The organism is Kribbella sp. NPDC050470 (genome assembly GCF_044458365.1).
Classification (GTDB): domain Bacteria; phylum Actinomycetota; class Actinomycetes; order Propionibacteriales; family Kribbellaceae; genus Kribbella.
On the sequence record NZ_JBITHV010000007.1, the window covers coordinates 473,697 to 492,511 of the forward strand.

Sequence of the window (18,815 nt, forward strand, 5' to 3'; positions counted from 1 at the left end):
CTGTTTGCAAGTCAGATCACAGCAATCCGCCGGTGGGCGCTGAGGGAAGGAAAGAAGGGGAGGAGAGGGAGGGCGGAATCACCTCGGCGCGGGGGTGGTTGAACTGAAAGAATGGTTGCAGACGCCATCTATCGCGGGATCGAGGAACCATGGACCAGCAGGCCCACCCGACCAGGACGACGTTGCCCGGAATCGGCACCCGGTACGACCTGATCACCGACGGCGGCAAGCACGTCTCCGTGGTCGTGCACAACGACGGCCGGCGGTTCCTGGGGTTCCACGATCCCGACGACGACGACAACTGCAAGGACTCGGTCCCGCTGGATCCCGGTGAGGCGGCCGCGCTGTCCGCGCTGCTGATCCCGGCGCCGCTCGACCCGGTCCGCAACGAGATCGAGATCGACCTGATCACCGAGCACATCCCGATCACGGCCAAGTCGCCGTACTCGGGCCGCACGCTGGGTGACACCCAGGCCCGCAGCCGGACCGGCGCCTCCATCGTGGCGGTACTACGCCGCACCGGCGCGACCCCGTCGCCGACGCCGGACTTCCGGTTCGCGACCGGCGACACCCTGGTCGTGGTCGGCACCCGCGAGGGCGTCGACGCCGTGTACGACCTGATCGCGGGAGGGTGAGATGCACGAGGACATCACCGCCCTGCTGATCGAGCTGGGCGCGGTCATCCTTGCCCTCGGCATCCTCGGCCGGATCGCGTCCCGGTTCGGGTTCTCGCCTATCCCGCTCTACCTGCTGGCCGGCCTGGCCTTCGGGCACGGCGGGCTGCTGCCACTGGCCGCGAGTGAGGAGTTCGTCGCGACCGGCGCCGAGATCGGCGTCATCCTGCTGCTGTTGCTGCTCGGCCTCGAGTACACCGCGTCGGACCTGGTCGGCACGCTGAAGACGCAGTACGTCTCGGGTGCCGTGGACTTCCTGCTCAACGCGTTGCCGGGCGCAGCCGTCGCGCTGCTGCTCGGCTGGGGCCCGGTCGCCGCGGTCGCACTGGCCGGCGTCACCTGGATCTCGTCGTCGGGCGTGATCGCCAAGGTGCTCGGCGACTTCGGCCGGCTCGGCAACCGGGAGACCCCGGTGGTGCTGGGGATCCTGGTGCTCGAGGACCTGTCGATGGCGGTCTACCTGCCGATCCTGACCGCGCTGCTCGCGGGTGTCGGGCTCGCGGGCGGCAGCATCACGTTGCTGATCTCGCTCGGCACAGTCAGCGTCGTGCTGTTCGTTGCCCTGCGCTACGGACGGGTGATCAGCCGAGCGGTCTCGTCGGACAACCCGGAGATGCTGCTGCTCGTCGTACTCGGACTGACGTTGCTCGTCGCGGGGATCGCACAGCAACTGCAGGTGTCGGCGGCTGTGGGCGCGTTCCTGGTCGGGATCGCGTTGTCGGGTGAGGTCGCGCACGGCGCGCGGAACCTGCTCAGCCCGCTGCGGGACCTGTTCGCCGCGGTGTTCTTCGTGTTCTTCGGGTTGAGCACGGATCCGCGGGCGATCCCGCCGGTGCTCGCGATCGCGCTCGGGCTCGCGCTGGTGACCACGCTGACCAAGGTCGCCACCGGCTGGTTCGCGGCGCGCCGGGCCGGCGTGGGCACGGCCGGGCGCTGGCGGGCCGGTGGCACTCTGGTCGCGCGCGGAGAGTTCTCGATCGTGATCGCCGGCCTGGCGGTGGGGGTCGAACCACGGCTCGGTCCGCTGGCGACGGCGTACGTGCTGATCCTGGTCATCCTCGGCCCGATCGCCGCCCGCTACACCGAACCGATCGCCCGCCGCCTCACCGCTCGCCGGACCGCCGCCGGCCCACCCGCCGCCGAACGCCTGGACGACCCCGCCAACACCCCCACCTGAGCCACGGTCGCCGGGGACCGCGGCCAGGAACCGGGGACCTCGGACATCTGACAAGGTGTAGGAGCCCCCAGATGGTGTCCGAGGTCTCGCGGCGGGTTCAGCGCGCGCGCACGTTCTGCGCTGCCTGTGCGACGGTTTGCTCGATCCGGCGCGCACGAGTCTCCGGCCGCTTCGCAAGGGTGATCCACTCGAGGATCGCCCGCCTCGCCGACGGCGGGAAGGCCCGGAAGTGCTTGTCGGCTTCGGGCTTCGCGGCGAGCGCCGCGGCGAGGTCGTCCGGGACGATCAGGTTCTGGGCGTCGGCGAGCAGGTCCCAGGTGCCGGTGCGCTTGGCCAGGTCGATCAGCTCCTGACCCGACGGGTCCATCCGGCCCGCCGCGGTCAGGCGCTCGACCCGGTCGCGGTTGACCTTGCTCCAGGTGCTCCGCGGGTTCCGTGGCGTGAAGCACTGGTACGTCGTCTTGTCGTCGCGCTTCACGGTCTTGCTGTCGATCCACCCGAAGCACAACGCGGTCTCGACCGCCTCCGCGAGGTTCGGGCCGGCCGCGTCCCGGTGCACCACCAGCCAGACCGACCGCTCGGTCCGCCCGTTCGCGGCCAGCCAACTCCGCCACTCGCCGGCGGTCAGTTCCAGCGCGTCCACATCAGTCAGCGTGCTCATACCTGACAGCATGCGCCAGATAAGTGCTCAACCAATGAGCACTTTCTGACCGCGTTCGTGGTCCAGCAGGGCTTGCTTGCGCTCGAGGCCGCCGCCGTACCCGGTCAGGCTGCCGGTCGAGCCGACCACGCGGTGGCAGGGAACGATGATGCTGATCGGATTCTTGCCGTTGGCGAGCCCGACCGCCCGCGATGCCCCCGGCACGAGGCCGAGGGTCCGGGCGAGCTCGCCGTACGTCGTCGTCTCGCCGTACGGGATGTCCTGGAGCGCGGTCCACACGCGCTGCTGGAAGGGTGTGCCGGCCAGATGCAGTGGTACGTCGAACGTCGTCCGGCCGTGCTCGAAGTACTCGGTCAGTTGCTCGGCGACGGCCGGCAGCACCGAGTCGTCGCGGACGCCGAAGGTCTCCATCGGCGGGCGATGCCGGTGCCGATCCATGTAGACACCGGCGAGCTTGTCGTCGACCTCGACCAGCATGAGCGGGCCGAGGGGACTGTCCGTCAACGCATACGTCACCGCGTGGACTCCCACTGCGCGCGGTCGATCCGGTAGAAGACGTGACGCTGGAGTCGGTGGCCGGCCTCCAAACGCGGGTGGTCGAAGTCCCCGGGCTCGTCGTGGGTCATGCCGATCCGCTGCATCACCCGCTGGGACGGCAGGTTGGTGGTCGCGGTGAACGACACGATCGCGTCCAGCCCGGCCGGACCGAACCCATGAGCCAGCGCCGCCCGGGCCGCCTCGGTCGCATAACCGTTGCCCCAGGCCTCTTTCGCAAGTCGCCAGCCGACCTCGACCGCCGGCATGAAGTGCGCCTCGAAACTCGGCACGGACAGTCCGGTGAAGCCGATGAACCTGCCGGTCTCGCGCACCTCGAGGGCCCACAGACCCCAGCCGCGTTCGTCGATCGCGGTCGTGTTCCGGTCGATCAGGGCGTCGCTCACTTCCCGGCTCTGCAGCGACGGGAAGTGCTCCATCACCGCCGGGTCGGCGTTCAGCGCGGCGAACGGCTCGCGGTCGGACTCGCGCCACTGGCGCATCAGCAGACGGTCGGTGGTCAGCTCGGTCATACTCACTCCGCGGGGATCTTGTTGATGGCGTGGTCACCGGTGGCCCACAAGTACTGCACCGCGTAGGCACGCCAGGGCCGCCACGCGAACGCGTGGGCGGTCAGTGGTTTGGGGGCCTCGGGCAAGCCTAGATCACGCGCCGCGTAGCGGATACCCAAATCACTGGCCACGAAGGCGTCCGGGTCACCCAACGCACGCATCGCGATCGACTCGACCGTCCAAGGCCCGATCCCTGGCAGGGCCGCCAACTGCTCGCGCGCCCTGTCCCAGTCCGCGCCGGCCCCGAGGTCGATCTCACCGGCGGCCAGCGTCCGGATCAACGTCATCAACGTCGTACGGCGGGACTTCGGGAACGCCAGCGTCTCCGGATCGAGCCCGGCCAGCGCCTCCATGGTCGGGAACAGATGCGTGAGCCCACCGGCCGCGTCGTCGATCGGCTCGCCGTGCTGCAGGACCAGCCGATGCGCATGCGTCCGCGCGGCCGCGGTCGACACCTGCTGCCCGAGCACCGCCCGGACGGCGAACTCCTCGCCGTCGACCGTGTGCGGAACCCGGCGACCGGGGGCCTTCACGATCAGCGGCGCGAGCACCGGATCGCTGCTCAGCAGGTCGTCGACGGCGACCGGGTCGGCGTCGAGGTCGAGCATCCGGCGGCACCGGCTGATCGCGATCGCGAGATCACGCTGATCGGTGAGCGACAGCTGGCAGGCGATGTGGTCGGGCATCGGCTTCAGCGCGACCACTCCATGGCCGTGCGGGAGTCGCAGCGTGCGCCGGTAGTGCCCGTCGCGCCACTCCTCCACTCCCGGCACGCCGGTCGCGATCAAGTGGCCGAACAGGTTGTCCGGTGTCAGCGGTGCGCGGAACGGGAGCCGGAGCGAGATCGTGCCCGGTGCGGAGGTCGCCGTACCTTTCTTGGCCCTTCGGCGCAGCTCGGTCGGCGGGAGCGCGAACACTTCCTGGACCGTCTCGTTGAAGGTCCGCACGCTGGAGAATCCGGCTGCGAAAGCGACGTCCGCCATCTGCAGCTCGCTGGTCTCGATCAGCAGCCGCGCAGTCTGTGCACGCTGAGCCCGGGCGAGCGCGAGTGGACCGGCGCCGAGCTCGGCCTGCAGCTGGCGTTGCACCTGGCGGACGCTGTAGCCAAGCTGGCCGGCCAGTCCTGGTACGCCGTCCCGGTCGACGACGCCATCTGCGATCAGCCGCATCGCGCGGGCGACGAGGTCAGCGCGGTCGTTCCACTCCGGTGAACCCGGGCTAGCGTCCGGGCGGCACCGCTTGCAGGCGCGGAAACCGGCCTGCTGAGCGGCGGCGGCGCTCGGGTAGAACCGCATGTTCTCCACCTTCGGCGGCGCCACCGGGCAACTCGGCCGGCAGTAGATCTTCGTCGTCAGCACCGCGGTGAAGAACCACCCGTCGAACCGCGCGTCCTTCGACTGGACCGCGCGGATGCACCGCTCTCTGCACTCGTACACGTGGTCCAGCATCCCTGCTGCCACCGACAGTCTCTAGCGGTTTTGCGACATGGAGGTATCGCGAGAAAACGACGCCAGGATCCCGGGTCGTTTTCCCGCCAGAGTCCGGGTGGCTCACCGGGTGGACTGGAAGACATGAACGAACTGACTGGCAAGAAGGCACTGGTGACCGGTGGCAGCCGCGGAATCGGCGCGGCGACCGCGATCGCCCTGGCCGAGCGCGGCGCCGATGTCGCGCTGACCTACAACAGCTCTCCGGACGCGGCGGCGAAGGTCGTGAAGGAGATCGAGGCGCTCGGGCGGCGAGCGTACGCGTTGCCGGTGGATGCGGCTGATGCGAGTGCAGTGGCAGACGGCGTTGCGCAGGCCGCGGAACGGCTTGGCGGTCTCGACATCCTGGTCAACAACGCCGGCGTCGGCGCGATCGGGCCGATGACCGACTTCAGCCTGGACGACGTCGATCGGGTGCTCGCGGTGAACATCCGTGGCGTCTACGCGGCTGCGCAGGCCGCAGTACCGAGGCTGTCCGACGGCGGCCGGCTGATCCACCTCGGCAGCTGCGCCGCGGGTCGTGTCACCAGCCCGGGCATGACGCTCTACGCGATGAGCAAGGCCGCACTGGTCGGCCTGAGCAAGGGCCTGGCCCGCGAACTCGGCGCCCGCGGCATCACGTCGAACGTCGTCCAGCCCGGCCCGATCGACACCGACATGAACCCCGCCGACGGCCCCTTCGCCGAACCCCAGATCGCCGACCTGGCCCTCGACCGCTTCGGCACCCCCACCGAGGTCGCCGCCGCCATCACCTACCTGGCCGGCCCCAACGCCGCCTTCCTCACCGGCACCGAACTAACCATCGACGGCGGCCACACCGCCTGAGAGTTGTCGGCGCCGATGGCTAACGTCATCGGCATGCGTTACTCCGTGACAGTTGGGGCGGTCGGTCCAGGCCGCGACCCGCGCGGGCTCGCTGAGCTCGCGCGGGCAGCCGAGGCCTCCGGCTGGGACGCGATGTTCCTGGAGGACTACCTCGTCTACCAGGGCGACACCACACAGCCGACCTACGACCCGTGGATCTGTCTGGCGGCAATGGCGATGGCCACGTCGCGGGTCAGGATCGGTACGACGGTGACACCGCTGCCTCGGCGGCGGCCTTGGAAGGTCGCGGCCGAGGCAGTGGCACTGGATCACCTGTCGAACGGGCGGTTCGTGCTCGGGGTCGGCAGCGGGGATCCCGGCGACCCGTTCATGGGCGACGGCGACCCGAAGGCACTGGCCGAGATGCTGGACGAAGGGCTCGACGTGATCGCCGGGCTGTGGACCGGTGAGCCGTTCAGCTTTGCCGGAAACCACTATCAGCTCGATCAGGTGCAGCTGATGGCTCGGCCGGTGCAGACGCCGCGGATCCCCATCTGGGTCGGCGGGAACCTCCTGGTGCCCGGCGTACGACGCCGGATCCTGCGATGGGACGGGAGTTGCGCGTACAAGGGCTCGACCTCCGCACCACAGCAGATCACACCGGACGACGTACGGGCGTTGCTTGCCGAGCGTGACGGGCCCTTCGACGTCAAGGTCAGCGGTGGTGACCCTGCGGAGTTCGCGGCGGCAGGTGCAACCTGGTGGGGACGGTGGATCGCACCCGGGCCGCCGGAGGAAGCCCTCGCGATCATCAGGCAGGGGCCGCCGAGGCGTTGACACCGGGCGGGGCGGGAGAGAGACTGCGGATGTTTTTAACGTTCAAAATGTTCGTGGGAGGTTGCGGTGGCTACGTTGAAGCAGGTCGCCGCGCATGCCGAGGTGTCGGTGCAGACGGTGTCGAATGCCTTGAACGCACCGCATCGCCTCCGGCCGGACACGCTCGAACGGGTCAATCGCTCGATCGAGCTGCTCAACTACCGGCCCAATCGTAATGCCCGCAGCCTGCGCACCAGCGCGGTCGAGCTGATCGGCTACTGCGTCCCGAGCTGGCCGAACCAGACCCACCTGGTGATGGACCAGTTCCTGCACGCGCTCTGCGCCGCGGCGGAGACGAGCGGCCGGCACATCCTGCTGTTCACCGCCCCGGCCGCCGTCCAGGGCATGCCCGTGTACGACGACCTGCACGCGCGCCGCCTGGTCGACGGGTTCGTGCTCTCGCAGACCGAGACGCACGACCCGCGGCACGGCTGGCTGAAGGACAAGCAGATCCCGTTCGTGTCCTTCGGGCGAGTGTGGAAGCAGACCACCCAGCCCGGACCGTGGGTCGACGTCGACGGCGCGGCGGGGTCCGCGCTGGCCGTGCAGCACCTGTACGACGCCGGCCGCCGCCGGATCGCCTTCCTCAGCTGGCCGAAGACATCCGGCCTGGCCGAGGACCGCCTGACCGGCTGGCGCAACCGCTGCAAGAAGCTCGGGCTGCCGACCACCGGCCTGGCCGTGCGCTGCGGCGAGGACAGCATCGACGAAGGCGCCCGGGCCACCGCCGCGCTGCTGGACAGCGACCAGCCGCCGGACGGAATCGTTGCCCTGAGCGACATTCTCGCCCTCGGCGCGCACCGCGAGCTGAGCGACCGCGGGCTCACCCCGGGCGCCGACGTCGGCGTCACCGGCTTCGACGACTCCCCGCTCGCCTCCGTCGTCTCCCCCGGGCTGACCAGCCTCCGGCAGCCGATGGACCAGATCGCCTCCGAGCTCATTTCCATCCTGACCGGCACGTCGAACGGCATGCCGACCGAACGCCTGCTGCAACCCGAACTGGTGATCAGGGGTAGTTCAGCCCCTGGCTGATTGCGGTGCACGCGCGCCGCGAGAAGGAGGACCCGCCATGTCTCCCCGCCCAACCGTCAGACGCAGCACCGCCCCGCCGCGCCGGGCCCGTCGTACGGCCGGTGTCACGCTGCTCGCCGCAGCCACCATCCTGGCCGGCACCGCCTCCGCCACCGCCGGCTCGACCCCTCCGCAGGGGACCGCCGGCCCGACTGTCCAACCGTCCGAGCTCTCCGAGACGACAAGACTGGCCGACCGACGCTCACTCGTCGTCGGCGACCGCGCCTACGCAATGGGCGACGAGACCGGCCTCTACCCCGCCGCGGGGTGGCACATCCGCGGTGAGATGGGCGGCTTCTGGACCCAGCCGATCAAGCTCCTCGACGGCCTGTGGTTCGGCCTCGACGGCGCCTGGCTCGGCAAGGACGTGGCCGCGCAGAAGTACACCAGCGGCCACGGCTACAGCCGCATCGACTACTCCGGCGACGTCAGCGTCCGCCGTACCGACTTCGTCCCCGACGGCATCCGGGCGACACTGGTCGGCCTGACGCTGCAGTCCGATACGGCGAAGACGGTCAAGCTCGACGTCGACGCGCACTCCGAGCTGATGGCGTCGTACCCGTGGGGCTGGACCACCCCGAGCGCGGCCAACGCCAACCTGCAGGACACGGGCGCCTACGCGGACGGCTCGCTGCGCTTCCGCGAGCAGGGCACGCCGTCGCACCCGAACGCGACCGAGCACAACTACGCCGCGTTCGTCGGATCGTCCCTGCGTCCGACGAGCCACGCCCTCAGCCCGAACAACCGCGGCCCGCAGGACCCGGCAGTGATCTGCCCGGCCGACGGTACGACGCCCGCCCGCTGCGACGACTCGCTGATCGGCAAGGGCACCGGCGGCCGGCTCACGTACGACGTCAAGCTGGCAGCGGGTCAGTCGAAGACCATCTGGTTCGCGGTGGCCGGGTCGGACGACGGGACGTCCGCCGCGCAGCGCGAGTACCGCCGAGCTCTGAGCAGCCCGGATGCGTTGCTGAAGGCAAAGATCCGGGACCGCCAGAAGATCGACAACCTGTCTGCAGTGGACCTGCCTGGTGATCGGCTACTGCAGCAGAGCGTCGAGTGGAGCAAGCAGAACCTCGCCGACTCGGTGCAGGAGGCACGCAACCTGCGCATCCGGGACGTCAACGAGGGCAAGGACTATCCGGCGCCGGTAGGCACCGTCGAGGCGGCGCGCTGGTTCGGCGCGGGCTTCCCGGACTACCCGTGGATCTTCGCGACCGACGGTGAGTACATGGCCTTCGCAGCCGTCGCCGCCGGGCAGTTCGACACCGTGAAGGAGCACTTGCGGGCGCTGCGGGACATCAGCGACATCCTCAACAACCGCAGCGGCAAGGTCGCGCACGAGGTGGTCCCGACCGGTGACGTGTACTTCGGTTCCAACCAGAGTGCCGGCAACACCGACGAGACGGTGAAGTTCCCGAGCGCGGTCGCGCTGCTGTGGCGGTGGACCGGCGACGACCGGTTCCGCGACTCGATGTACGACTTCAGCGTCCGCAACCTGCAGTACGTCTACCGTGAGCTGGACAAGGACGGCGACGGCTGGCCGGAGGGCCTGGCGAACGTCGAGCGGGCCGGCATGGGTGTCGAGAAGCTCGACAGCACCGTCTACCTCGCCCGCGGTCTGCGCGACCTGGCCGACCTGGCCGCCTCCAAGGGCGACACGACGGTCCAGCAGTGGGCGACCGCCCGCGCGAACGACCTCGAGTCCCGCTTCGAGGCGCAGTGGTGGGTCCCGCAGGCGATGGGGTACGCCGACTCGGTCGACGACCCCGCGAACCCGGCGAACGACAACACGCCGATCTTCCAGCGGCACTGGATCGGTGTCACGCCGATGGAGGCCGTCCTGACCCGGCCCGGTCAGCCGGCGTCCCCGCTGGCCTCGGCCGAGCACGGGCAGATCGCCCTCGAGCAGCGCGAGAAGCCTTGTTTCACAGGAGAGTTCGGGCTCTACCACACCGGCACCGGACCGACGTCCGACCCGGCCGGCAACCCCGGACCGTCGTGTGACCCGATCGTCTCGCAGGTGAAGAGCGAGCGGGCGATGTTCGGCCTGAACACCGCGATCATGGCCGTTGCTGAGGGCAACTTCGGCCGGATGGGCGAGGACCAGCAGCAGTTCTACACGACCGGCAACGCGCGCATCCAGCTCGACCCGTCGGTCTGGGAGACGCCGGGCGCGATGCCGGAGATCGCGCCGTCGCCCGACTCGCCGGCGAACATCGGCCGGCCGTTCTACGACCGCTCGATGTCGCTCCAGGCGTGGGGCGCGTACGGCATCCTGTGGCCGGTCGTGCACCAGCAGCTCGGTGTCGCGCCGGATCTCGGGCACGGCAAGGTCGCGGTGGTCCCGCAACTGCCGGAAGGCCAGCAGAAGGTGGCCGGTAGCAACATCCGGCTCGGTCGCGGATCCGTCGACGTGTCCGCACGCCTTGCAGGCAAGGAGTTGCGGACCGACGTGCGGATCAAGGGGGTCGGCGCGAAGTTCACGGTCGGGGCCGTCCTGCCGGCGGGTGCGACGGTGAAGAGCGTCACGCTGGACGGCCGCTCGGCGCCGTACCAGCTCGTCACCACGACGCGCGGAGTGGAGGTGCACGTGGCGGCGCGCGGTTCGTCGCCGTCGCTGAAGATCACACTCAACTGATTGAACTTCGGGGCCTGACCCTGCCGGGCCCCGAACCGCCGGCCGGCGCACATCCGTCCTGTGCGCCGGCCGGCTTCGTCATGGTTACGGACTGGCCGGTGCCGCATGCGCACGGAAGCGGGGCCCCTCCGAGTATGAGTCGGAGGGGCCCCGCAATAGCTGAAGGAAGGTGACGTCTCCAGCCTCCCGAACGAATCCGTGGGGCCGGCAGACCCCGTCACCGGTCTACCTCGGTGGGGATCCCCACCGCCAGGGTCCTCGGTTTCCGTTCGACCCGCCGCTCAGATCAGAAGCGGCGTGTCGATATTTTTACCGCTGTCGCCGGGGGCCGCACAACCCTTTCCTGCCGAGAGATTTCGTCAATTCGCCACCGACTGCGTGTCGTCCACAGTGATACCGGAACCATCCACAGGTATCCCCCGACTTATACACACCCCCTGTGCATAACTGGGCTCAACTCTTCGACGGTTTGAGACCCATCGGGCGCAGCAGCAGGTAGCCCGCGTAGCACCCGAGGGCGCTGACCACCAGGATGGACGGCGCGGCGACGGCCAGTGGTGGACGGTGGTAGTCAAGTCGGCTCAGCACGTCGGCGAGCCACTGAGCGATCAACAGGAACTCGGCGGCCGCTGCCGGGAGCACCGCGAGCGGCAGCATCAGCACACCGCGCCAGAAGCCGAACCGGTAGAACGTGATGCCGAGCAGCCAACCGGCAGCCTCGTGCGACAGGATCAGCAGGAAGAACTCGGTGAAGATCAGCCCGCGCTGCGAGGTGTCGGTGAACAGGTGCGGGTTCTGCAGGGCCTGCGACCACCCCTGCGAGCTGTAGACGGCGTGCTCGACCTGGTACACGAGCACCCACAACGCCGCGGTCGCGAGCGCGGCGCCGGTGAGATAGATGCCCGCGGCAACGGAGAACATCCGCCGGGTGACACCTTGCGCGATCAGCAACGTGAAGAAGCCCGGCGTCAGCGTGATGCCCATCGCCATCGAGAAGTACTTCGGCGACTGGGTGCCGAAGTCCCACATGCTTTGGTCGAGCCCGCCGGTGGCGATCAGGAAGCCGACGCCGATCGCGGTGAACGACACCAGCATCACGACCCAGTACCCGAGCACTGCCGGCCGGGTGCCGACCACCATCGCCAGCAGCACTTGCCGCAGCCGGTGCGTCGCGGTGGTTCCGCGCGGCAGCGCGTACGCCGGTGCCGCCTCGTCGAGCGTGGTCACGCGCGGGCCCCCTTGCCGTTCGACGTCAGGTGCACGAAGAGGTCCTGCAGTCCCACCGGCCCGATCTCGAGCCCGGCGGCACTCGCCTGGGCGACCAGGTCGGGGTCGAGGTCGCCCAGCACGGTGGTCGACTTGGTGCCGCCGAGCCGATCCTCCGCGAGCACGGTGAGCCCGGCGGTGAACCTGTCGACCGCAGCCGCCGGCCCGACGATCGAGGCCCCACGACCGCGCAGCGAGTCCACCGGCGACTGGGTGACCAGGCGGCCGCTGTCCAGGATGACGACCTCCTCGAGCATCGTGCTGACCTCGCTGACCAGGTGGGTCGACAGGACGATCGTGCGCGGGACCTCGGTGTAGTCGGCGAGCAGCGCGTCGTAGAACAGGTTGCGGGACGGCACGTCCATGCCGAGGTAGGTCTCGTCGAAGATCGTCAGCGGCGCGCGGCTGGCCAGCCCGAGCACGACGCCGAGCGCGGACTTCTTACCGCGGGACAGCTTGTGCACCTTCTTGCCGGTCGGCACCTCGAAGCGGTCCAGCAGGTCACCGGCGAGCTCGCTGTCCCAGTACGGTCGCAGGCTGGCGGCGAGACCGAGCACGTGTTTGACGGGCGCCGACGCGACCAGGTCGCCCGACTCGCGGATCAGGCAGATCCGGCTGGTGACGACCGCGTCCTCGTAGGGCTCGGCCGCCGTACCGAGGTGGCCGCCCTCGATCAGGACGCGGCCCTCGTCCGGCTGCCGGAAGCCGGCCAGCGTCGCGGCCAGGGTGCTCTTGCCGGAGCCGTTGCGGCCGAGCAGGCCGTGGATCTTGCCGGGCGCCAGTCGCAGGTCGAGCCGGTCCAGCGCGGGCTCACCGGCGAACCGGACCGAGAGGTTCTCTGTCCGGGCCGCGAGCGGTGGCTCGGTGTCCGTCGTACGCACGAGCTCGGTGGTTTCCAAGGTGCGGTTGGTCATCACGCGTCCCCGTAGGTTCGGATGTGCTGGACGACGTCCTTGAGCGGTACGCCGATCGCCTTGGCCTCCCGGATCATCGGGTCGACCACGTCGGCGAAGAACGAGTCACGCCGGCCGGTGCGGAGGAGCTCGCGCGCGTTCGGGCTGACGAACATCCCGATCCCGCGCTTCTTGTAGAGCACGCCCTCGTCGACCAGCTGGGCGAACCCTTTCGCCGCGGTGGCCGGGTTGATCCGGTAGAACGCGGCGTACTGGTTCGTCGACATCACCTGCTCGTCCTCGGCGAGGGCGCCGGTGACGATGTCGTTCTTGATCTGCTCGGCGATCTGCAGGTAGATCGGACTCCGGTCGTCGAACATCCCGGCCCTCCTCTCACCGACGGCAGGTTCTTAGGTTCATTACTTGAGTAACGAACCATAGCACCCAGTCGGGTTCACCGGTCAACTATCCGCCGGCCTGGCTGCTCGACTGCTGCAAGGCCTTCTTCAGAGCCGGCACCACCGGACCGACCCGTACGGCGAGTTGCGCCAGCCGATCCTTGTGCCGTTTGCGCTGGTCCTTGGTCAGGACGGTGCGCAGGTCGCCGGTCGCGGCGAGGGTGACGACTGCTGCGTCGCGAAGATCGACCCGGGTGACCAGTCGGGACGGCCGGAGCGTGTCCGTCGCGTTGCGCAGGAGCTGACGCCGTACGAGCGGGTGCCGCAACGTGATGCGGTCGGCGGGGAACACACCGAGGATGCGGTAGCGCTCGACCTTGATCAGCCGGGCGCGTTCGAGCTCGTCGCGGACGTCACGGACGATCCGGCCGTGCCGCCGGTCGATCCAGGTCCGCCACTTGCGCGGGCCGATCCGGCGGATGTCGTTCAGCACCGCAGCCAGGACCGGGTCGGCCGGATCGGCCGCCTTGGTCAGCCGAGCCCGGCCGTTGTCGTCGGCAAGGTTCCCACGCAGCTGCAGGTCGGCGAGCGCGGCCGCGCGCAGGACCCGGCCCAGCCTTGTGTATCGTCCATTCAGGCGGCCGGTGGTCGGGTCGTAGGCGAGCAGGAAAAGCCTTGCAGCCAAGGCCTCCGGGGCCTTCACCCTGCCCAGCGCGGCGACCTGAGGACGACGGACCGGAGGCCGTCGCGGCAGCGTCCCGCGACTGCCCCGCACCAGGGTCAGATGGTTGCCTGAGGCGACTTTACTCATCGTCTTCCTCCTTTGACGGGCGGCCTGGCCGGCGCATCTTACCGACTCCGGAGGGGAGCCGGCCGGCGTCGGCGAGCGCCCGGCGCAGCAGGTACTCGATCTGGGCGTTGGTGCTGCGCAGGTCGTCGGCTGCCCAGCGGGCCAGCGCGTCGTGCACCACGGGATCCAGCCGGAGCAGGACCTTCTTGCGTTCGACGGCCACGTCGAACGCTCACTGGTAGAGCGTGCCGGTGTTCACGACCGGTTGAGCATCCCGATCGCCACACAGGACCACCATCAGATTGCTGACCATGGTCGCCTTGCGCTCCTCGTCCAGCTCCACGACCTCGTGCTCGGACAGCCGGGCCAGCGCGAGCTCGACCATGCCGACCGCACCTTCGACGATCCGCTGGCGAGCGGCCACGACGGCGCCGGCCTGCTGGCGGCGCAGCATCGCCTGGGCGATCTCCGGCGCGTAGGCCAGGTGGGTGATCCGGGACTCGATCACCCGGACCCCGGCGGCCTGCACCCGGGCGGAGATCTCGGCCGACAGCGTCTCGGTGATCTCGTCGGTGCTGTCCCGCAGCGACAGCGCGCCGTCCTCGGTGTGCACGTCGTACGGGTAGCTGTTCGCGATGTGCCGGACCGCGGTCTCGGTCTGGATCGCGACGAACTCGACGAAGTCGTCCACCTCGAACGTCGCCTGCGCGGTGTCCTCGACCTGCCAGACCACCACCGCGGCGATCTCGATCGGGTTGCCGTCGGCATCGTTGACCTTGGCAACGGCGGTCTCGTGGTTGCGGATCCGGGTGGACACTTCCTTGCGGGTGGAGATCGGGTTCACCCAGCGGAGTCCGTCGGTGCGGATCGTCCCGGCGTACCGCCCGAGGATCTGCAGCACCCGCGCGCGGCCCGGCGCCACCGGCGTCAGCCCACCGGCCACGATCAGCCCGGCCAGGAAGACCAGGATCGAGATCGCGACCACGGCGCCCTGCCCGGCCCCGATCCCGACGACGAACAGCACCACGCCGGCGACCACCAGCACGAACGCGAGCGCCGCCATCGGCCACCCGTTGACCTCCCACGCCACCCGCTCGGTCACCTTCGGGGCCGGCATCTCCACCGCAACATCCAGGTCCGCCATCACATGCTCCTCTCGATAGCCTCAAGGTAGCATTGTGATATCACTTTTTCAACACAATTTGGCCGCCGTACGGCAGCGGCGGGTGCTACAGGGGCTGAGCGAGGTCGGTCAGGCGTTGCTGCCAGGTGGTGGACTGGGAGTTGGGGAGCGGGTCGATCGCGGAGTCGGACCAGGCGTGGATCGGGCGGATGCCGTGCAGGGCGTTGAGGAGCCAGACCTCGCAGGACTGAAGGTCGGCAGGGGTGGCCGGGCGTTCCACGACCTCGACGCCTTGGGCCTCGGCGATCCGGCGGAGCAGCTTGGCCGTGACCGACGGGAGCAGCGGGCGGTCGGACGGCGGGAAGCACAGTACGTCGTCGTCCCACCAGGCGATGGCGGAGTACGCCGCCTCCAGCACGGTGCCGTCCTCGTCGAGCAGCAGGATCTCGTCGGCGCGGTTGGCCACGGTCTCCCGAAGTTTGCCGAGGAGCTCCAGGTCCGGGCCCTTCACCCGCGGCGCCGTCCGCGGATCCGGACCGTCATGGACGACGACCCGGAGACGTCCCCCGATCGGCGGAGCCGGCCGGAGCTGGACGGCCAGCTCACCGGAGTCCTTCAGCTCGAAGCGCGGGAACCAGCGCCCGAACCCGGGCAGCCGGCCGAGCTGCTCGGCCCAGAACCCCGAAGCGTCGACACCGGCCGCAGCACACGACCCGACGAACCGCTCCCGGTGCAGGTCGATCCCCCGGACCCGCCCGTTGGCCACCAGGAACGAGTCCGCCACCTGCAAACCACTCATTTCCCCCACCCTTCGGCCGCGGCGTTCCCGCCCACGGCTGCCGTTGCCTTCAGCACCATTTCGTCGTACTCCGCGATCGCGTCCGAGTCGAGCACGATCGCACCTCCCGCACCGATCACGGTCTCCGACGGCGTCAGCACCGCCGTACGGATCACCACGCTGAGATTCGCTCGCCCGTCCACGGTCAGGTAGCCGAGCACTCCCGAGTACACCCCGCGCGCGCTGTCCTCGAGCTCGTCGAGGATCTCCATCGTCCGGATCTTCGGCGCCCCGGTCATCGACCCCGGCGGGAAGCAAGCCCGAACGGCGTCGACCGCGGACACCCCGGACCGCAGCCGGCCGCGCACGGTGGTGACGAGCTGGTGCACGGTCCGGTAGCTCTCGACCTGCATCAGCTGCGGCACGTGCACGGTCCCGGCCTCGCTCACCCGGCCGAGGTCGTTGCGGATCAGATCGACGATCATCAGGTTCTCGGCCCGGGTCTTCTCGTCCTCGGCGAGCGCCTTCGCGGCCAGCTTGTCCTGCATCGGGTCCGGGTCCCGCGGTGCGGTGCCCTTGATCGGCCGGCACTCGGCCCAGCCGTCCGCGTCCACGGTGAGGAACCGCTCCGGAGACGAGCTGGCCACCGCGAGGTCGCCGTACCGGAGGAAGGCGGCGTACGGCGCCGGGTTGTGGGCGCGCTGCCAGAGGAAGAAGTCGAACGGCTCGGGGACGGCGGGCAGCCGGACTCGGTTCGTCAGGCAGACCTCGTAGGTCTCGCCGGCCTCGAGGGCGGCCATGCACTTCCCGATCCCGGCCAGGTACGTCGCCCGGTCCTGCTCCAGGTGCGCTTCGAGGTCGAGCCGCGCGATCGCCGGCGGCTCGATCTCGGCCATCGACCAGTGCGAGACGATCCGCGCCGCTCGATCCAGCCAGCCGTCGTCGGCCGAGTCCAGGCTGACCAGGTAGCTGAGCTCCCGGTCGTGGTCGATGACGACGAACCGGTTCGCCCAGATCCACAGCGCGTCCGGCGTCGGCGACTCGTGCGCCACCGCTCCCCCGGTCAGCGCCTTGAGCTCGTAGCCGAAGTACCCGACGTACCCGCCGTCGAAGAGCCCCGCCAGCTCCTCCGGTACGCCGTCCAGCCGGGCAGCCTTGTCCGCGATCAGCCCCTGCAACTCCGCGAACACGTCGCCGTCGGCAACCGCCCGTACGACGACCTTGGCGTCGGCGCCGAGCGTCGTACCAAGGACCGAAACCCGGCGAGCCGCCCGGTCGGTGAAGCTGCCGTCCAACCAGAACGCGACGGCTTCCCCGGCCAGCAGCTCGCGGTAGACCGTCTCACCGTCGAGCGCCCGGTCCACCACCCGCACGAACCAGCGCAGCGCACTCACACGCACACGTTACCTACCGTGGGCGCTGTTGGAGTGGGTGTTCAGGTGCCGGTCAGGGCCAGCTTGGTGCGCATGGCGGTGATTCGGCGGATCGGGATCGCGACCTCGAGGCCGTCCTTGGACTCGGCGCGGTCGGCCAGCCAGCCGGCGGCGGTCTCGCGGCGGGCGTCCGGAGTGCCGGGGAGGTAGAGCGCGTTCACCAGGCGCTGGGCGTCGTCGCGGGTGCGGATCAGGTAGACGTACCGCTCGCGCTGGCTCTCCATCACGTGGAAGCCGGCGTGGTGCAGCTTGTCCTTCAGCTCGGTGATCTCGCCACCGGCCGGGAACTGCGGGGTCGACCGCAGCCGCGTGGTCAGCCCGCTCAGCGTGCGGATGTCACCGCGCCGCAGCGGCCGGACGGCCGGCACGATCGCGGCCAGGACGCCGCCGCGCCGCAGCACCCGGGCCGCCTCGGACAGCACCGCGGGCAGCGGCTGCAGGACCGCCAGGCCCATCGAGCACGTGACGACGTCGAAGACCTCGTTCGCGAACGGCAGGTGCAGCGCGTCCGCCTGCACCTTCGGGCCCGGCGCGCCGGCGAGCTGGACCGGGTTGTTGTCGACGCCGACGACCCAGCGTCCGTACAGCTCCCGGGCTACCGGGCCGTTGCCACACGCCAGGTCGAGCACCCGGCGCGCCTCACCGGAGACGGCGCGCACCAGCCAGCGGTACGGCGTGTGGTCGCCTGCCACCGCGCGGGACAGCAGGGCTTCGGTGCTGCCCGGCGTCGCGGAGTGGAACTCCCGCAGGTACGCCGGCCAGTCGATCGCGTTCTCAGACATTGCGGACGGATGCTACTCCTCGACCACACGCTGTACAGCATCGAGCGCTCAGCGTCGATCGTCTTAATACAGCTTTGAAGTACGAACCTCAGACCCGGCTGACGAAGATGTGCCCGGCCGTCTCGTCACTGATCACACCGCCGGCTTCCCGGCTGCCGACCAGCACGCCCTCGGCGTCCAGCGTGGAGTCGACCTCGCGGCCCGGCAGCGCGCCGGCCTTGCGCAGCACCGCCATCGCGCCGTCGTCGGTCTGCACCGGCTCGGCGATCCGGCGGACCAGCACCCGGACGCTCTCCCCGGTGGCCTGGTCGAGCACCTTGTCCAGCGGCTCCACGCCGATCCGGAACTCCTCGATGCCACTCGCCTGACCGTCCTTGAGCAGCTCCTCCAGGCCCGGGATCGGGTTGCCGTACGGCGACTCGGTCGGGTTGTCGAGGATCTTCAGCAGCCGCAGCTCGACCGCGTCGCTCATCACGTGCTCCCAGCGGCAGGCCTCGGCGTGCACGTCCTCCCACTCGAGCCCGATCACGTCGACCAGCAACCGCTCGGCCAGCCGGTGCTTGCGCATCACCCGGGTCGCCTGCTTGCGGCCGACGTCGGTGAGCTCGAGATGCCGGTCGCCCTCGACCGTGACGAGCCCGTCGCGCTCCATCCGCGCCACCGTCTGGCTGACCGTCGGGCCGGACTGGTGCAGCCGCTCGGCGATCCGCGCGCGCAGCGGGAGGATGCCCTCTTCCTCGAGCTCGTAGATGGTCCGCAGGTACATCTCGGTGGTATCGATCAGCTCGCTCACGAAAACCATTCTCGCCTATGCAGGCAAGCCTTACCCAATCCGCGTGAACTCCGCCCCTCCGG

At 69.8% G+C, this 18,815-nt stretch carries 20 protein-coding genes; 6 read left to right on the forward strand and 14 right to left on the reverse strand.

What is annotated here, in order from left to right; all coding sequences use genetic code 11:
* Positions 1-149: 149 nt before the first annotated feature.
* Both ACIBGM_RS23350 and ACIBGM_RS23355 read left to right on the forward strand, forming a co-directional pair.
* Positions 150-635, forward strand: coding sequence for a cation:proton antiporter regulatory subunit (locus tag ACIBGM_RS23350; protein WP_396386752.1), 486 nt, complete (start codon positions 150-152; stop codon positions 633-635).
* A 1-nt stretch (position 636) separates the two neighbouring features.
* Positions 637-1,851: a cation:proton antiporter gene (locus ACIBGM_RS23355; protein WP_360538616.1), complete on the forward strand. Its 1,215-nt coding sequence runs from the start codon at positions 637-639 to the stop codon at positions 1,849-1,851.
* Between the two features lie 97 nt (positions 1,852-1,948).
* Here the strand turns inward: ACIBGM_RS23355 and ACIBGM_RS23360 are convergent, their stop codons facing one another.
* From ACIBGM_RS23360 to ACIBGM_RS23375, 4 genes are read right to left on the reverse strand one after another with little or no spacing between them, the layout of a single operon-like run.
* On the reverse strand, positions 1,949-2,512 hold the full coding sequence (locus ACIBGM_RS23360; RefSeq protein WP_360538614.1) for a YdeI/OmpD-associated family protein: 564 nt from the start codon (positions 2,510-2,512) through the stop codon (positions 1,949-1,951).
* Positions 2,513-2,539: 27 nt separating this feature from the next.
* Positions 2,540-3,028: a methylated-DNA--[protein]-cysteine S-methyltransferase gene (locus ACIBGM_RS23365; RefSeq protein ID WP_396386753.1), complete on the reverse strand. Its 489-nt coding sequence runs from the start codon at positions 3,026-3,028 to the stop codon at positions 2,540-2,542.
* Positions 3,025-3,579 carry a GNAT family N-acetyltransferase gene (locus tag ACIBGM_RS23370; protein ID WP_396386754.1) on the reverse strand — a complete coding sequence of 185 codons (555 nt, stop codon included), beginning with the start codon at positions 3,577-3,579 and terminating at the stop codon, positions 3,025-3,027. Before ACIBGM_RS23370 ends, ACIBGM_RS23365 begins: the two co-directional genes overlap by 4 nt.
* Positions 3,580-3,581: 2 nt before the next feature.
* Complete coding sequence (locus ACIBGM_RS23375; protein WP_396386755.1) at positions 3,582-5,078, reverse strand: AlkA N-terminal domain-containing protein; 1,497 nt, start codon at positions 5,076-5,078, stop codon at positions 3,582-3,584.
* A 111-nt stretch (positions 5,079-5,189) separates the two neighbouring features.
* Here ACIBGM_RS23375 and ACIBGM_RS23380 point away from each other — a divergent pair, with 111 nt between their 5' ends.
* The 4 genes from ACIBGM_RS23380 (at position 5,190) to ACIBGM_RS23395 (ending at position 10,497) form a co-directional block, all read left to right on the forward strand.
* Positions 5,190-5,930, forward strand: a complete 741-nt coding sequence (locus ACIBGM_RS23380) for an SDR family oxidoreductase (RefSeq protein WP_360538602.1) — start codon at positions 5,190-5,192, stop codon at positions 5,928-5,930.
* 33 nt (positions 5,931-5,963) lie between these two features.
* Entirely contained in the window at positions 5,964-6,746 is a 783-nt protein-coding gene (locus ACIBGM_RS23385; protein ID WP_396386756.1) for an LLM class flavin-dependent oxidoreductase, read from the forward strand.
* Positions 6,747-6,812: 66 nt separating this feature from the next.
* Entirely contained in the window at positions 6,813-7,817 is a 1,005-nt protein-coding gene (locus ACIBGM_RS23390) for a LacI family DNA-binding transcriptional regulator (protein ID WP_396386757.1), read from the forward strand.
* A 37-nt stretch (positions 7,818-7,854) separates the two neighbouring features.
* Positions 7,855-10,497 carry a glycogen debranching protein gene (locus ACIBGM_RS23395; protein WP_396386758.1) on the forward strand — a complete coding sequence of 881 codons (2,643 nt, stop codon included), beginning with the start codon at positions 7,855-7,857 and terminating at the stop codon, positions 10,495-10,497.
* Positions 10,498-10,950: 453 nt separating this feature from the next.
* On the opposite strand, the gene ACIBGM_RS23400 is transcribed toward ACIBGM_RS23395, so the two are convergent.
* From ACIBGM_RS23400 to ACIBGM_RS23445, 10 genes are all read right to left on the reverse strand, one after another.
* Positions 10,951-11,724 (reverse strand): hypothetical protein, encoded by a 774-nt coding sequence (locus ACIBGM_RS23400; protein ID WP_360537276.1) that lies wholly within the window; start codon positions 11,722-11,724, stop codon positions 10,951-10,953.
* On the reverse strand, positions 11,721-12,677 hold the full coding sequence (locus ACIBGM_RS23405) for an ATP-binding cassette domain-containing protein (protein WP_396386759.1): 957 nt from the start codon (positions 12,675-12,677) through the stop codon (positions 11,721-11,723). Before ACIBGM_RS23405 ends, ACIBGM_RS23400 begins: the two co-directional genes overlap by 4 nt.
* Positions 12,677-13,036 carry a GntR family transcriptional regulator gene (locus ACIBGM_RS23410; protein WP_360537280.1) on the reverse strand — a complete coding sequence of 120 codons (360 nt, stop codon included), beginning with the start codon at positions 13,034-13,036 and terminating at the stop codon, positions 12,677-12,679. Before ACIBGM_RS23410 ends, ACIBGM_RS23405 begins: the two co-directional genes overlap by 1 nt.
* A gap of 85 nt (positions 13,037-13,121) precedes the next feature.
* Positions 13,122-13,865 carry a GPP34 family phosphoprotein gene (locus ACIBGM_RS23415; RefSeq protein WP_360537282.1) on the reverse strand — a complete coding sequence of 248 codons (744 nt, stop codon included), beginning with the start codon at positions 13,863-13,865 and terminating at the stop codon, positions 13,122-13,124.
* The gene (locus ACIBGM_RS23420) at positions 13,858-14,067 is read right to left on the reverse strand and encodes a hypothetical protein (protein WP_396386760.1); all 210 of its coding nucleotides are present in this window, start codon (positions 14,065-14,067) and stop codon (positions 13,858-13,860) included. Before ACIBGM_RS23420 ends, ACIBGM_RS23415 begins: the two co-directional genes overlap by 8 nt.
* Positions 14,068-14,076: 9 nt before the next feature.
* On the reverse strand, positions 14,077-14,988 hold the full coding sequence (locus tag ACIBGM_RS23425) for an SPFH domain-containing protein (protein WP_360537286.1): 912 nt from the start codon (positions 14,986-14,988) through the stop codon (positions 14,077-14,079).
* Positions 14,989-15,073: 85 nt separating this feature from the next.
* Complete coding sequence (locus ACIBGM_RS23430; RefSeq protein WP_360537288.1) at positions 15,074-15,766, reverse strand: aminotransferase class IV; 693 nt, start codon at positions 15,764-15,766, stop codon at positions 15,074-15,076.
* Positions 15,763-17,139, reverse strand: coding sequence for an aminodeoxychorismate synthase component I (gene pabB, locus ACIBGM_RS23435; RefSeq protein ID WP_396386761.1), 1,377 nt, complete (start codon positions 17,137-17,139; stop codon positions 15,763-15,765). The genes ACIBGM_RS23430 and pabB overlap by 4 nt, the downstream gene beginning before the upstream one ends.
* Before the next feature lie 41 nt (positions 17,140-17,180).
* Positions 17,181-17,960: a class I SAM-dependent methyltransferase gene (locus ACIBGM_RS23440; RefSeq protein WP_360537292.1), complete on the reverse strand. Its 780-nt coding sequence runs from the start codon at positions 17,958-17,960 to the stop codon at positions 17,181-17,183.
* Between the two features lie 88 nt (positions 17,961-18,048).
* Positions 18,049-18,753 (reverse strand): metal-dependent transcriptional regulator, encoded by a 705-nt coding sequence (locus ACIBGM_RS23445; RefSeq protein WP_396386762.1) that lies wholly within the window; start codon positions 18,751-18,753, stop codon positions 18,049-18,051.
* Positions 18,754-18,815 lie beyond the last annotated feature (62 nt).